The sequence below is a fragment of the Paraburkholderia monticola genome (genome assembly GCF_001580545.1).
GTDB lineage: Bacteria > Pseudomonadota > Gammaproteobacteria > Burkholderiales > Burkholderiaceae > Paraburkholderia > Paraburkholderia monticola.
The window spans coordinates 83,911-97,504 of record NZ_LRBG01000005.1 but is presented as its reverse complement, the minus strand read 5'-3'; the positions used below and the strand labels follow the sequence as shown (position 1 = coordinate 97,504).

General features: G+C 61.4%; 16 protein-coding genes. 4 read left to right on the top strand and 12 right to left on the bottom strand.

The features are described from left to right. The first annotated feature begins 20 nt into the window (after window positions 1–20). The 4 genes from CI15_RS36455 to CI15_RS08755 all read left to right on the top strand — a co-directional run bounded on the left by CI15_RS36455 (window position 21) and on the right by CI15_RS08755 (window position 3,362). Complete coding sequence (locus tag CI15_RS36455; protein ID WP_153041088.1) at window positions 21–572, top strand: hypothetical protein; 552 nt, start codon at window positions 21–23, stop codon at window positions 570–572. A gap of 397 nt (window positions 573–969) precedes the next feature. Next, window positions 970–1,800 carry a hypothetical protein gene (locus CI15_RS08765; RefSeq protein WP_062126464.1) on the top strand — a complete coding sequence of 277 codons (831 nt, stop codon included), beginning with the start codon at window positions 970–972 and terminating at the stop codon, window positions 1,798–1,800. Window positions 1,801–1,877: 77 nt separating this feature from the next. Beyond that, window positions 1,878–2,240, top strand: a complete 363-nt coding sequence (locus tag CI15_RS38185) for a hypothetical protein (RefSeq protein WP_062126462.1) — start codon at window positions 1,878–1,880, stop codon at window positions 2,238–2,240. Between the two features lie 426 nt (window positions 2,241–2,666). After that, window positions 2,667–3,362, top strand: a complete 696-nt coding sequence (locus tag CI15_RS08755) for a DUF2971 domain-containing protein (RefSeq protein ID WP_062126459.1) — start codon at window positions 2,667–2,669, stop codon at window positions 3,360–3,362. 763 nt (window positions 3,363–4,125) lie between these two features. Here CI15_RS08755 and CI15_RS08745 read toward each other — a convergent pair. The 12 genes from CI15_RS08745 to CI15_RS08690 form a co-directional block, all read right to left on the bottom strand. Beyond that, window positions 4,126–4,542, bottom strand: a complete 417-nt coding sequence (locus tag CI15_RS08745) for a hypothetical protein (protein WP_062126453.1) — start codon at window positions 4,540–4,542, stop codon at window positions 4,126–4,128. 20 nt (window positions 4,543–4,562) lie between these two features. Next, on the bottom strand, window positions 4,563–5,378 hold the full coding sequence (locus tag CI15_RS08740; protein WP_062126450.1) for a hypothetical protein: 816 nt from the start codon (window positions 5,376–5,378) through the stop codon (window positions 4,563–4,565). Between the two features lie 32 nt (window positions 5,379–5,410). After that, window positions 5,411–5,788 (bottom strand): site-specific integrase, encoded by a 378-nt coding sequence (locus tag CI15_RS08735; protein WP_062126447.1) that lies wholly within the window; start codon window positions 5,786–5,788, stop codon window positions 5,411–5,413. Between the two features lie 3 nt (window positions 5,789–5,791). Continuing rightward, window positions 5,792–6,037 carry a hypothetical protein gene (locus CI15_RS08730; protein WP_062126445.1) on the bottom strand — a complete coding sequence of 82 codons (246 nt, stop codon included), beginning with the start codon at window positions 6,035–6,037 and terminating at the stop codon, window positions 5,792–5,794. 5 nt (window positions 6,038–6,042) lie between these two features. Beyond that, entirely contained in the window at window positions 6,043–7,512 is a 1,470-nt protein-coding gene (rng, locus tag CI15_RS08725) for a ribonuclease G (protein WP_062126442.1), read from the bottom strand. Between the two features lie 9 nt (window positions 7,513–7,521). Beyond that, window positions 7,522–8,151, bottom strand: coding sequence for a Maf family protein (locus tag CI15_RS08720; RefSeq protein ID WP_062126439.1), 630 nt, complete (start codon window positions 8,149–8,151; stop codon window positions 7,522–7,524). Window positions 8,152–8,388: 237 nt separating this feature from the next. Continuing rightward, window positions 8,389–8,859 (bottom strand): 23S rRNA (pseudouridine(1915)-N(3))-methyltransferase RlmH, encoded by a 471-nt coding sequence (gene rlmH, locus CI15_RS08715; RefSeq protein WP_062126435.1) that lies wholly within the window; start codon window positions 8,857–8,859, stop codon window positions 8,389–8,391. 39 nt (window positions 8,860–8,898) lie between these two features. Next, the gene (gene rsfS, locus CI15_RS08710) at window positions 8,899–9,348 is read right to left on the bottom strand and encodes a ribosome silencing factor (RefSeq protein ID WP_062126432.1); all 450 of its coding nucleotides are present in this window, start codon (window positions 9,346–9,348) and stop codon (window positions 8,899–8,901) included. Between the two features lie 4 nt (window positions 9,349–9,352). Further along, on the bottom strand, window positions 9,353–10,075 hold the full coding sequence (locus CI15_RS08705; protein ID WP_062126428.1) for a nicotinate-nucleotide adenylyltransferase: 723 nt from the start codon (window positions 10,073–10,075) through the stop codon (window positions 9,353–9,355). Between the two features lie 43 nt (window positions 10,076–10,118). After that, window positions 10,119–11,042 (bottom strand): oxygen-dependent coproporphyrinogen oxidase, encoded by a 924-nt coding sequence (hemF, locus tag CI15_RS08700; protein WP_062126425.1) that lies wholly within the window; start codon window positions 11,040–11,042, stop codon window positions 10,119–10,121. A 311-nt stretch (window positions 11,043–11,353) separates the two neighbouring features. Next, on the bottom strand, window positions 11,354–12,637 hold the full coding sequence (gene purD, locus CI15_RS08695) for a phosphoribosylamine--glycine ligase (protein ID WP_062126422.1): 1,284 nt from the start codon (window positions 12,635–12,637) through the stop codon (window positions 11,354–11,356). A gap of 101 nt (window positions 12,638–12,738) precedes the next feature. Beyond that, entirely contained in the window at window positions 12,739–13,467 is a 729-nt protein-coding gene (locus CI15_RS08690; protein WP_062126419.1) for a YebC/PmpR family DNA-binding transcriptional regulator, read from the bottom strand. Window positions 13,468–13,594 lie beyond the last annotated feature (127 nt).

Sequence of the window (13,594 nt, the reverse complement as noted above, 5' to 3'; positions counted from 1 at the left end):
ATGGTTTGGACACCTGTACGATGCCGACCTCGGGCGTGATTGGCGTCTATGCCATCTACAATCCGACTGCCGGAACCCAGGCGATCCTCGGACAAGCGAATTCGACAATAACCACGGTCTTTTCGAATTTCTACAGTGGCTCGCATATGCCGTCCGGCTACACGGCATCAGGCCTTATTGCATGCCTAATTATTGCATCGAGCATGATTGCACCGGTCAGCGTGGTCGATCGTACACACGTCGTGGCGGGGCAGTCGCTATTTGGGGCGACCACGACCACCGTGACGCCAACGGTTCAAGCTTTTACGAATCTCCCCGGCAACGCAAAGCAAGTGCGTGGCACAATCGCGACGCAGCTTTCAACCACGGGAGCCACTGGTAACTTTACGGTATATCCGGCGGCCAATTCGGTTAGGGGCAAGATTCTTTCCTTCGTGGCTGCTGTATCGAATGACCAGCATGATAGCCCGTGGGTGTCTCCGATTCTCACGCTGGGCTCGCTGTGGTACATCATGAGCGTCTCGACCGGTACGATAAATTCAAACGTCAGCTTCTCGGAATGCGACATCTGAGAGAGGGCCGCCTTCATTCTGGTGGGGCTTTTTCGTTTTGCTATGGGCCAAATAGAAAAACCCCACGCACCTATACCGGTACGAGGGGTCTATGGTTGCCAGCAACAGAATAGGACTGTCGCCAATAACCGGGTGGGACTGAATCAGAAACGGCGAGCCCGATCGGGCGCGGGATTGCTCGACATAGTACGCCGCTTCGGCGGCGTACTATCCTCAAAGGGCGCACAGATGACGAAACCGACGACGATCCCGCAAACGAGGGTGCCGAAGCGCCGGCGTCGTGATTGATGATCGAACAACCTTCATTCAGTCAGCCCCTTCGATCATCACCAAACTGGACTAGGGTTGGTTTTTCGCACTTAAACTGGATTCGCCACTGAAGGTCCGGAGAAACTCAATGAAGGAAGGAAACGTTTCCATAATAGCCGCTGTAGCACTCCTGCTCAGCGCGTGTGGCGGAGGCGGCGGTGGCGGTGGCGGTGGCGACGGCAGTGCTGGCGCGACAACGCCGGCGTCCGGACCGGCACCAGCATCGACCCCCACCGTCTCTGCCACGAGCGCGCAGGGGCGCTACATCGGAACGACCTCGGACAACCGAACGCTCACTACGACAATCCTGGCGAACAACCTTTACTACGCCCTTTACTCCCGCCAGGGTGACCCGTCAGTCGTCAATGGTGCATTGATCGGCAGACTTGTGACATCCGGCGGGACAATTAGCTCCGGCGATGGGACGGACTACAATCTCACGTCGGCATTGGCGAGCGCTATCAACATCACTGGCACCTATTCTCCAAAGATGTCGATCAGCGGGACCATAACGGGCGCCACGGCCACAACGACGTTCGTCGCGCCCTACGATGCCACCTTTGACGTGACGCCAAGCCTGGCTACGGTCCAAGGTCAATACAACGGAACATTGATCGTTCTGACAGGCACGGACACGGTATCGATGACCGTGGACGCGACGGGCAATCTCACCGGAACGGGCGCAAGCGGATGCACATTCACCGGAACGATCAAGCCGGACTCGACGGGGTATGTCTACGATGTCGCGGTGAATTTCAATACCACCGGGGGATGCGCATATCCAGGCCAGGGGGTCAGCGGGATTGCCTCGCTCGACTCCGCCACTTCGGCGCTGCAAGTCATCCTTCAAGGACAGGGTGCTTTTGTCCATCAGGTACAGGGCAAAACTGGGGTTCTGATTCTTGCCACAAAGGTCTAGGCAGAGGTGCGGTTTCTGCGTGCCACGCAGCGCATCAGTTGACAAAACCGAGCGCGGTTGACAGACGCGGCGCTGATTTGTCAACCGACGCACTGTTCGCTCAGTTTGACGGCGCGCAGGAGTTCGGCTTCTCGCTGGCCGGACTCGAGCAGCGAGTAACTCAAGCGGCTAGCATCCTCGGCTTCGATGCCAGACTCATCGGCGACGACATTGACCTGTATCGTGACGGTAGGTTGCACTTTCTCTGCGAAGGCGACAGCTTCGACGAGAACACGTTCTGCGCGCTCGATATGCTGAGGTGGCGGCTCGGGTCGGATACTTCCGTCCCAGCCGAGTTCTGGCCAGCGATCCGGTTGCTCGCGCTCAACCGTGCGGCGGACAGAGACATATCCGGGTATCGCCCGAGCGTCACTTCCTGTCGCCGGCAGCCGACACAGTAAATGTGAGCCCGCCGCCGTCCGACTTTGCGACAGGTGAACCGGCGCGAATCCACTTGCGGATCTGAATGTCGGTGAGGAAGTTGGTCTGAATCTTCGCCATGTCGATCGCACTTCAGAGTAATGCCGCTGCTAGCTACCCATCAGCGGCGCGCTTCCATTGTGCGGCGATCAATGTGGATAAACGTCAATTACCCTACATTAAAACAATGTCGTATTGTTCCTGTGCAATCCGTGAAATCCTTATGCAGTAAGGGTTTTGGCCAGAAATGTGCCTGATTGTTCGTGCTAGCTACCCATCTAGCTACCCATCAGTGGTGCGCTGCAAATGATCGAGGATCACTGGGAACGGTTTTGCCGAAAGTTGAAAGTTATCGGAGAATTCGGGCGTGCGTCGCGTATTACCTGCAACCAAACCGGGTCTAAGACATGCGCCTTTACTACTTGACCGAGCAACGATGGGCCGAAAAGATTTTGCAGGAGCAGCGGTTTAAGCTTTCGACAATAAGCGAATCGAACGATCCATTCGAACTACTAGGCGCATCAGTAGGCGAAGCGAAAGCGCGACGGGCTTTTAAGATCCTTCATGACCATTGGACGCGGACTATCGGAATGCTGTGCACGAGCAAGGTTTGGGACAGTCCGGTCATGTGGGCTCACTACGGGGACAAGCACAAAGGTGTTTGTCTTGGCTTTGATGTCATAGGGGCTGAAGTGCACCAAGTCAACTATCAGTCGAAACGGCTTAGTGGACTACTTGAACACGTCGGTGCCGGTCAACCACTGATCGAACAGCAGATGCGCGCCATTCTGACAACGAAATTTCGAGACTGGTCCTACGAGAGGGAGTGGCGTATGTTTTGCGATCTGCAAACACGCGATTCAGAGGACGGTAAGTATTATCTTAATTTCGAACCGCACATTACGCTGCGCGAAGTCATTCTCGGCTCTAGATGCAGCGCCAGCCCGCGCGATGTTGCTGCAAAGGTGGTCGCGTCGAGAGTTAGTGTAGAAGTCTTCAAAGCAAGGCCAGCATTCCAAAGCTTTCGCATCGTCCGTCAGAAGGATGAGCCCTCAGTTTTCGTGGCACCCAAGGCAGCAGGTTTCATCTCGTTGTCTCCCTGAAACAATTGAGCCCGTGCGGATCGCTCTGGCGGGACTTGTCTGCGACTGCGGCGGTGTCCGCCAATTATCTAGGTGCGACAGGGGTTTCCAGTGTGCTTGATGGTGCTACCCACCAACCGACCCACCAAAGATAAAAATGGCACTCAACGCGTACATGCGGCTATCGCCACAGTACCTGCCGAGCTCGCGCGATTTCTCTCCTGGTGTTGTCGTCCTTGGCCAAGGCAGCCTTATACTTTTCGGCAAGCGCAGAGACTTGAGTTTGTAGCGAATGGACCTCAACCAGCTTGGTCTCTAGCGTCTCATGCGGAAGGCCGGCGTACCCCGCCTTAGTGTCTGGCATCAGTGCCTCCAGTTCGCCAACCTTTGCGCGGTCGGCGTTAACTTGATCGGACCAAACGTCCCGTGCGCTAGGTACTATGATGTCTCGCCCCGTGGCTCTGTTTCGCCGCGTGGTTCCCCCTGTGACGTCCAACACCCGAACTCTCGACCTGTCCGCCTCATCGATTAGCTCTCGCAGGCCACGGAAAAGGTGACATAGGTCAGCACTCGCTTTCCTCAATTCCAATCGTAGATCCAACGCCTTGATCTGGGTGGTTCTCCGGATACTGACGACACCCATGATCGCGCCGGCGATGCCAGTCAATGCACCGGTAGCACCCGTAACTACGCCGGAATAGTTTATCCAGTCAAGATCGGCCATTGATATCTCTTCCAAGAGGGGAAGCCCGCCCAGCATATACGTTGACAGGGTACTGAAACCTTAGGGGTTCTCGTCCGCCTTCTTCGCCTCTAGCGCACGTTCGCACAAGATCACAATCTCAGCGCCGACAGAGGGTTCCAAAACAAACAGTGCGAGTCGGCCGCGCTTGACCGAGGTCCATATCTCTCTAACTTCTTCATCAGAGAACGAGGCCTTGTAGTCGTGCTTGCTATGCGCCCACGAAATGTATTCGTTGATCTCAGCGATCGAAAAGGTGTACGACGGCGAAATGAGAAGACGCGAGACTACATTTTGCAAGCCGTAGTCATTGATCCGCAGAGCTTGGACCCCAGAGAACAGCAGTTGTGCAGAATCACCGTTTTCGAGTTCGAAATTGAGCAATGCGGATGCATTGGCGCGCGAATAGGCCGCGCCAGAGAGTTCGGCGTCGTGGTAGCCGCGAGATGATATTTGCATAGTCTGTCAGTTTGAATAAATCATAGAGGGGAGAAAGCGACCCCGGGGCCTCTAACCGGAAATTTGGCTCCGGGTATTGAGTCCCAGTTGTGAGCGTGTGGGATACCCTGCCCATGGTCGTGGTCAAAGTCAAAATCAACAACGGGATAGCCATTGCTGCCGAAGAGACGCATTTGCCCACTGCCGGGATTGGTATACCAGCCCGGCCCACCTGTATTGGGTGTGGCCGCCAAATCGAAAGTGGAGGCATCGAGAGGATTGTCGCCAAACTCGAACGGTTGTGCATCGCCGAGCGGCGTAGCAGTTTCCATCAGATCGCCCGCGGCGGCGGTCAGTGACGAAGCGGCCGCGTTCGCATAGCGGTCCGCAACCGCATTAACGCGGGCCACCATGTCGTTATAGCGGTCGATGTAGGCCGTCGCAGCATCGTATGACATCGCGTAACTGGTCATCAACGATTCGCGAAAGCTGGGGAGCTGTTGGAGCTTTGACGTTGGCGCGGTCACCGCGCCACCTGTCCGCGATTGCTCGGCAATGAGTACCACGCTCTCACCACGAATCATCGACTGCAGGGTTTCTATCACTTCAAGGGCGGTGCCGGTCTTCACAAGCCGGTCGTGCCAGTAGAAGTGCTGCCCAAGGAACGAGCGGACGCGCTGCACTAGCGTGGCATCTTTCGCCCATACATCGGCGTATGCGCGTTGCGCGAACTTCTTGCCCTCTTCAACTGCCTGTTTTTGCTCGGTAGTGAGAAAGATGCGCCCGCTCCCGTAGGCGTCCTTGCTGTACATCATCCACCGTTGAAACGAATCTGTTTTCAGTTCAGTGCCGCCCATTGCGAGGTCCTGTCGCTTCTGACGGCGTAAAGCTAGCAGATCGCAGGGAGGCTATGTTTTTGGGATATCCATTGCAGGCCCGGTTTGCTAGCAGGGATATGCCAACGAGCCTCATCGAGAAAGACATCGGCCCGTTGAGCGGTGAACAGTTCAGAAGCGCGAACACTGGTTGCAAGCAGGATGCAGACGGACAAGCGGTTTTCTTCGCTCATCGCGGCATGGGTCAGGACTTGGATTTCTTCGTCGGTCGGCATCAGCCGCTTGCGAACCTCCGGCCGCTTGCCGATGATCGCCTCGAACTGGATGCGGGCGCACGGGCTGGCCACGATGACCTTTTTGCCCGTTGCATGTTTGAACACGCCGCGCAGCGCGCACCACAGGGTGAACAGTTCGACCCATCCGGCCTTCACGCGCTAGATCTGCGCCACGACATCAGCCGGGGCGACCGATTGAACCGACATGGCGCCCATGCCGTTCTCGATGCGCTTCAGGTTCCGTTCATAGCTGCGCTGTGTGCTGCCGGCCATCTCACACAGCGCGAGGGCGCGGTAGTCCCGGAGACGCTCGCGCATCGTCCAGTCTCGCCGCGTTGTGACCTTGCGCACTTTGTCGGCGGGGTTGGCTTTGGGCGATTCTTGATGAATGTGGATAAACGTCAATTAGCCTACATTAAAACAATGTCGTACTGCTCCTGACTCAAATTCGACTCCACCTGCAACGACACTGGCTTGCCGATGAAGTCGATCAGCATCGCCAGATGCTGCGACTCCTCCTCGAGAAACAGATCGATCACCTGCTGCGAAGCGACCACGCGAAACTCGCGCGGATTGAACTGCCGCGACTCGCGCAGAATCTCGCGCAACACGTCATAGCAAACCGTCCGCGAGGTCTTCACCTGCCCCTTGCCCTGGCAAACCGGGCAAGGCTCGCACAGCACATGCGCGAGCGATTCGCGCGTCCGCTTGCGCGTCATCTCGACGAGCCCGAGCTGCGAGAATCCATTGACGGTCACACGCGTGCGATCGCGTGACAGCGCCTTCTTCAACTCGCCCAGCACCTGGTCGCGATGCTCGGTGTTTTCCATATCGATGAAATCGATGATGATCACGCCGCCCAGATTACGCAGCCGCAGTTGCCGCGCGATCGTATGCGCGGCTTCGAGGTTGGTCTTGAAGATCGTGTCGTCGAAGTTGCGTGCGCCGACGTACCCGCCGGTGTTCACGTCGATCGTCGTCATCGCCTCGGTCTGATCGATGACGAGGTAGCCGCCCGACTTCAGGTCCACGCGACGCGACAGCGCACGCTGGATCTCGGCCTCGATGTTGTACAGGTCGAACAGCGGCCGCTCGCCGGTGTAGTGGTGCAGCTTCGACGATACCGCCGGCGTGAACTCGGCCGCGAAATCGGCGAGCATCTGATACGTCTCGCGTGAATCGACCTGGATGCGCGACGTTTCATCGTTGACGAAATCGCGCAGCACGCGCTGCGCGAGATTCAGATCCTGGTAGAGCAGGCTGGTGGGCGGCATGCGCTGCCCCTGCGACAGAATCGTCGCCCACGTCTTGCGCAGATACGCGACGTCGCCGGCGAGCTCTTCGCTCGTCGCATCCTCGGCGATCGTGCGCACGATGTAGCCGCCTTTTTCATCGGCGGGCAGCACGGCGGTCAGACGCGCGCGCACGGCCTCGCGCTCGGCTTCGCTTTCGATCTTCTGCGAGATGCCGATGTGCGGCTCTTGCGGCAGATACACGAGCGTGCGCCCGGCGATGCTCACTTGCGTGGACAGCCGCGCGCCCTTCGTGCCGATCGGGTCCTTGACGACCTGCACCATCAGCGTCTGGCCTTCGAAGACGATCTTTTCGATCGGCTGATGCGGTGTTTGATGCTGCGCTTCGCCGGCAATGCGCGGATGCCAGATGTCGGCGACATGAAGAAACGCGGCGCGTTCGAGGCCGATGTCGATGAACGCCGATTGCATGCCCGGCAGCACACGCACGACCTTGCCGAGATAGACATTGCCGACGCGCCCACGCGACAGCGTTCGTTCGACATGAAGTTCCTGGACGGCGCCCTGTTGGACGAGCGCGACGCGCGTTTCCTGCGGCGTGACATTGATCAGGATTTCTTCATTCATGGTGTTGTTCTAGAAGTCGATGCGCGCTGCACGCAGGAGGGCAGCGGTTTCAAAAAGCGGCAAACCCATGATACCCGAATAGGACCCATCTATATGCTCGATAAACTCCGCCGCGCGTCCCTGCACGCCATAAGCGCCCGCCTTGCCGAGCGGCTCGCCACTCGCCGCATAGCGGCGCAGCGCGTCTGCGTGCACTGCAGCAAAACGCACCTTCGAGACCGACAGCGCGGCGGGCAGCAGCGTGCCGTCGGCGTCGATCACGGCGAGCGCGGTCAGCACTTCGTGCGTGCGGCCCGCGAGGCGTGTGAGCATGGCGACGGCATCGTCGGCATCGATGGGCTTGCCGAGAATCGCATCGTCGATCGTGACGGTGGTGTCGGCGACGAGGATCGGTCGTGCCGCGTGGCCGCCGTCGACCAGTCGCGCGCGCGCCGCATGCGCCTTCGCGACGCACACACGCTGCACGTAGTCGCGCGCAGGTTCGCCAGGCCGTTCGGCTTCGAGCGCTTCGGCGTCTTCATCGGGGCGCGGCAGCAGCAATTCGAAACGCACGCCGAGCTGTTGCAGCAGCTCCTGGCGGCGCGGACTTTGGGAGGCCAGGTAGACGAACGGATGCAGCGAAGCGGAGGGCGTGGGCATGAACGGGTCTCGATGGAGCGGGAAACGGATCGCGTGAGGGCCGTGAACGCGGGCGGCTGCGCGTTAGTGTGCAGGGCGGCGTCGATGCGGTGAAGCGATCGATGCGCGCACGCATCGACCCGAGCCCACACATGGCGCAAGGTGGCAGCGACACGTTCAGGCGCAGCGAGCAGAGCACCCGCGACGCAGCTTCAGCAACGAAGGGTTGCCAGCTGTCGTCGCGCCTCGCTCAAGCACTCACGCGCGATGATAGGGATGATTTTGCGTGATGGTCCACGCGCGGTAAAGCTGTTCGGCCAGCAGCACGCGCACCATCGCGTGCGGCAGCGTGAGGCTCGACACGCGCAGCATCATGTCGGCGCGCGCCTTCAGCTCGGGATCGAGCCCGTCCGCGCCGCCGATCAGAAAGGCCACTTCGCGGCCGTCCTGCTGCCAGCCGGGCAACGCGCTCGCGAGCTGCATCGTGGTCCAGTCCTTGCCGCGCTCGTCGAGCGCGACGATGCGTGCGTTCTTCGGCAACGCGGCTTCGATCTTCTGCCGTTCGGCGGCCATCACGCTTTCGGCCGAACGTCCCGACGAGCGCTGCTCCGGCTTGATCTCGCGCAGCTCGATGCGCAACTCCGGCGGCATGCGCTTCGCGTACTCGTCGAAGCCGGTCGCGATCCAGTCCGGCATCTTGTGGCCGACGGCCAGGATGTGCAGTTTCATCGCGGAACAAGGAGCGGTGAGGTGGCTGGCACGTCCGGCTTACTTGCGACGCGCCGAGGTTTTGCGCGCGGGCGTGGCGGCCGGCGCTTCCTCTTCTTCCTCGTCGTCGGATTCGCTCGCGTGCGCGCCGCCGAACGGATTCGGCGTCGACAGCTTGATGCGCACCGGCTTGTCGCCCCAGATCTCTTCGAGGTTGTAGTACTGGCGCAGCGCCGGCTGCAGGATGTGGACGATCGCGTCGCCGCAATCGACCAGCACCCATTCGCCGATGTCCTCGCCCTCGGTGCTGATGATCTCGCCGCCGGCTTCCTTCACGCCTTCGCGCACGCTCGACGCGAGCGCTTTGGTTTGCCGGTTCGAGGTACCGCTCGCGACGATCACGCGATCGAACAGCGAGGTCAGATGGGTGGTGTTGAACACCTTGATGTCTTGCGCCTTGACGTCTTCGAGAGCGTCGACGATCACGCGCTGCAGTTTGCGAATATCCATGGAGTTACCGGTGGTACAGATGATGTTGAAGAATATAGTCCCACACCGCGGTGGGGACATGACTCGCGGCCTGATCCTGTAATGCGCTGCCCGCACCCGCGTGGGCGAGCCGCTGGTTGACCTGCTCGCGCAGATGCGCGCGAATGTCGGTGGCCGACACGTTGAATGCGAGAGTCGTGTCGATCAGTAGATGGCCGCAGGGCGTGCCCTGCAGTACCTCGGCGCGCGCCCGGCGCGCGGCGATTTCATGGGCGACCGCGGGGGCGATCGATGCGAGATCGAAGCCGGGCCGCGTGGCCGCGCCGATATGCGCGAGCTCGAACAGACGCTGCCACTCGCGCCACGTGTCGAGGTGCACCAGTTGATCGGCGCCGATCAACAGCGTGATCGATGCGTTCTCGCCTTCGCGTTCTCGCCAGCGCCGCAGCGTGTCGACCGTGTAGGTGGGGCCTTCGTGCTCGATTTCGTCCGTTGCGACGCGCACCGTGACGCCCGGCAGGGCGAGCGAGGCGGCGGCCGCGCGCGTCATGGCGAGTCGATGCTCGGCGGGCGAGACGTCGGTTTTCTGCCACGGCTGGCCGGCCGGCAGCAGTACCAGCTCCGTCAGCCGCAATACGTCGGCGAACCGTCGCGCGAGCGCGAGGTGGCCGTCGTGGATCGGATCGAAAGTGCCGCCTAGCAGACCGATCCGGCGAGGCAGGGCGACAGGGTGAGCGTTCGGCTTCAGGTGAGGATCCTTTGTCGTGACCGTAAGCGGGACCGGCGCCGCGTCATACCCACTCGCGCGGCACGAGGAAATCGCTGTACAAACGCGCTTCCGGCGTGCCCGGCTCGGGTTGCCAGTCGTAGCGCCAGTTCACCGCGGGCGGCATCGACATCAGGATCGATTCGGTGCGTCCGCCGCTCTGCAGTCCAAACAGTGTGCCACGGTCGAAGACCAGATTGAATTCGACGTAGCGGCCGCGCCGGTAGGCCTGGAACGCGCGCTCGGCTTCACCGTACGGCGTGTTGCGGCGCCGCTCGATGATCGGCAGGTACGCCTTAAGAAAGCCCTCGCCGACGCTTTTTAGCATCGCGAACGACTCGTCGAAGCCCGGCTCCGAGAAATCGTCGAAGAATATTCCGCCGATGCCGCGAGGCTCGTTGCGGTGCTTCAGGAAGAAATACTCGTCGCACCAGCGCTTGAAGCGCGGGTACAGGTCCGCGCCGAACGGCGCGAGCGCGTCGCGGCACACCTGATGGAAATGCCGCGCGTCTTCCTCGTAGCCGTAGTACGGCGTCAGGTCCATGCCGCCGCCGAACCAGAACACCGGCTCTTCGCCTTCCTTCGTCGCGACCAGCAGGCGCACGTTCATGTGCACGGTCGGGCAGTGCGGATTGTGCGGATGCAGCACGAGGGAGACGCCCATCGCCTCGAAGCCGCGCCCGGCGAGTTGCGGCCGCGCGGCGCTTGCCGAGCCCGGCAGCGCGTCGCCCGCGACGTCCGAGAAGCCGATGCCCGCGCGCTCGAAGAACTGCCCACCTTCGAGAATTCGTGTGACGCCGCCGCCGCGCAGCTTCTCGCTGGGCGCGCGTTGCCACGCGTCGGTCGCGAACGCGGTGCCGTCGAAGGCGCCGAGCGTGTCCGCGATCTGCGATTGCAGGCCTTGCAGCCAGCTGCGCACGGCTTGTGCGTCGTAGCTCGAATTGCTCATGAATGCAGGTGCTGAGGGCGGCACGCTCGTCGTGCCGCGGGTTCTTCGAAAGAGGGCAATGGCCGCGTTCGCACCGGGCTGGGTGTCTGCGCGCTCGGACCGCTCATGTGGATCGTGCGGGAGCCGGAGGCGGATGTAGAGCGGCGGCTTGCCGCTTCAGTCGATCCGTGGGCTCCGTGCCCGTGTGTCGCGACCAGCGCGAAAGATACAGTGTAGCGCGCGTCGTGTAGCGCGCCCGCGCCGTGGCGCTCCGAGGCGCCGATAGTGCGCTGGAGGCCGCGCACTGTCGTGCGCGCCGCCGCCAGCGCCGCTTACTTGCCGTCGTGCTTGCGATTCAGCGCGCGATAGCCGATGTCGCGGCGATACTGCATCCCGTCGAACGAGATCTGGTTGATCGTTTCATAGGCGGCCGCCTGCGCGGTGCGCACCGAATCCGCCAGACCGACGACGCACAGCACACGCCCGCCCGAGGTGGTCAGCTTGCCGTCCGTCAGCGTGGTGCCGGCGTGGAACGTGACCGAATCCGCGGTTTCGGCGGGAATGCCGTTGATGCGGTCGCCCTTTCTCGGCGTGTCCGGATAGTTGTGCGCGGCGAGCACGACCCCGAGCGCGGTGCGGCGGTCCCATTCGAGCTCGACGGTATCCAGCGTGCCGGCGATCGCGTGTTCGACCACCTTCGAATAGTCGCCCTTCAGACGCGCCATGATCGGCTGCGTTTCGGGGTCGCCCATGCGGCAGTTGAATTCGAGCGTCTTCGGGTTGCCTTGCGCGTCGATCATCAGTCCCGCGTACAGGAAGCCGGTGTAGCGGATGCCTTCCTTCTCCATGCCGCGCACGGTCGGCAGGATGATTTCGCGCATCACGCGCGCGTGCAGTTGCGGCGTGACGATCGGCGCGGGCGAGTAGGCGCCCATGCCGCCCGTGTTCGGGCCCTGGTCGCCGTCCTGCAGACGCTTGTGATCCTGGCTCGACGCAAGCGCGAGCACGTGCTTGCCGTCGACCATCACGATGAAGCTCGCTTCCTCGCCGGCGAGGAATTCCTCGATCACGACGCGTGCGCCGGCGTCGCCGAGCTTGTTGTCCGACAGCATCATGTCGACCGCGGCGTGCGCTTCTTCCAGCGTCTGCGCGACCACCACGCCCTTGCCGGCGGCGAGGCCGTCGGCCTTGATCACGATCGGCGCGCCCTTGGCGTCCAGACACGCGTGCGCGGCGGCGGCGTCGGCGAAGGTTTCGTATTCGGCGGTCGGAATGCCGTGGCGCTTCATGAACGCCTTGGCGAAGTCCTTCGAGCTTTCGAGCTGGGCGGCCTCTTTGGTCGGCCCGAAGATCTTCAGACCGCGCGAGCGGAACAGGTTGACGATGCCTGCCGCGAGCGGCGCTTCCGGCCCGACCAGCGTGAACGCGATCTGCTCTTTTTCGACGAAATCCGCGAGCGCGGCCGGCTCGGTGATGTCGATGTTGAGCAGACGCTCATCCTGAGCGGTGCCGCCGTTGCCCGGCGCGACGTAGACGAGCTGGACCCGCGGCGATTGCGCGAGCTTCCATGCGAGCGCATGTTCGCGACCGCCGGAACCGACGACGAGTAACTTCATGTGAATCCCCGAGACTTGAAAACCATAAACGGCCGAGCGGTGTGCTCAGCCGTGCAATAAACCATCGACAGCAAGGGCAAACGGCCCCGCGTCCAACGCCATCACTCGTCGGCGATCGACGCGTTCGTATAGACATCCTGCACGTCGTCCAGATTTTCCAGCGCGTCGAGCAGCTTCTGCATTTTCACGGCGTCGTCGCCGGTGAATTCGACTTCGTTCTGCGGCTTCATCGTGACTTCGGCCAGTTCGGCCTTGAAGCCCGCCGCTTCGAGCGCCGTCTTCACCATCGAAAAATCGTTCGGCGGACACAGCACCTCGATGCTGCCGTCTTCGTTGGTCTGGACGTCGTCGGCGCCCGCTTCGAGCGCGGCTTCCATCAGCGCGTCTTCGGCGGTGCCGGGCGCGAACAGGAACTGGCCGACGTGATCGAACATGAACGACACCGAGCCGTCCGTGCCCATGTTGCCGCCGTTCTTCGAGAACGCGTGACGCACTTCCGCGACCGTGCGTGTGCGGTTGTCGGTCATCGTGTCGACGATCACGGCCGCGCCGCCGATGCCGTAGCCTTCGTAGCGGATTTCTTCGTAGTTCGCGCCGTCCGCGCCGCCGACACCGCGCTGGATCGCGCGGTTGATGTTGTCTTTCGGCATGTTGGCGTCGTACGCCTTGTCGACGGCGAGCCGCAGACGCGGGTTCGAGTCGATTTCGCCGCCGCCCAGACGGGCCGCGACCTGGATTTCCTTGATGAGCCGCGTCCAGACCTTGCCGCGCTTGGCATCGGCCGCTGCTTTCTTATGCTTGATGTTGGCCCATTTCGAATGACCCGCCATACTTTTCTCCGTCGCGCGCGCCAGCGGGGCGCACGCATAGTGCAATTGTCGTTGCGATGTCGGGCGCCTCGCGTGTTGCGCCTCGATGTCAAACCGTCAGGTGAAAGGCTGCCGGCCGCTCGTGTTG

What these genes read in the sequence shown, in the direction of transcription:
- CI15_RS36455 (WP_153041088.1), top strand. Translation starts at nt 21, where the DNA reads ATGCCGACCTCGGGCGTGATTGGCGTCTATGCCATCTACAATCCGACT.
- CI15_RS08765 (WP_062126464.1), top strand. Translation starts at nt 970, where the DNA reads ATGAAGGAAGGAAACGTTTCCATAATAGCCGCTGTAGCACTCCTGCTC.
- CI15_RS08755 (WP_062126459.1), top strand. Translation starts at nt 2,667, where the DNA reads ATGCGCCTTTACTACTTGACCGAGCAACGATGGGCCGAAAAGATTTTG.
- CI15_RS08745 (WP_062126453.1), bottom strand. Translation starts at nt 4,542, where the DNA reads ATGCAAATATCATCTCGCGGCTACCACGACGCCGAACTCTCTGGCGCG.
- CI15_RS08740 (WP_062126450.1), bottom strand. Translation starts at nt 5,378, where the DNA reads ATGGGCGGCACTGAACTGAAAACAGATTCGTTTCAACGGTGGATGATG.
- rng (WP_062126442.1), bottom strand. Translation starts at nt 7,512, where the DNA reads ATGAATGAAGAAATCCTGATCAATGTCACGCCGCAGGAAACGCGCGTC.
- CI15_RS08720 (WP_062126439.1), bottom strand. Translation starts at nt 8,151, where the DNA reads ATGCCCACGCCCTCCGCTTCGCTGCATCCGTTCGTCTACCTGGCCTCC.
- rlmH (WP_062126435.1), bottom strand. Translation starts at nt 8,859, where the DNA reads ATGAAACTGCACATCCTGGCCGTCGGCCACAAGATGCCGGACTGGATC.
- rsfS (WP_062126432.1), bottom strand. Translation starts at nt 9,348, where the DNA reads ATGGATATTCGCAAACTGCAGCGCGTGATCGTCGACGCTCTCGAAGAC.
- hemF (WP_062126425.1), bottom strand. Translation starts at nt 11,042, where the DNA reads ATGAGCAATTCGAGCTACGACGCACAAGCCGTGCGCAGCTGGCTGCAA.
- purD (WP_062126422.1), bottom strand. Translation starts at nt 12,637, where the DNA reads ATGAAGTTACTCGTCGTCGGTTCCGGCGGTCGCGAACATGCGCTCGCA.
- CI15_RS08690 (WP_062126419.1), bottom strand. Translation starts at nt 13,467, where the DNA reads ATGGCGGGTCATTCGAAATGGGCCAACATCAAGCATAAGAAAGCAGCG.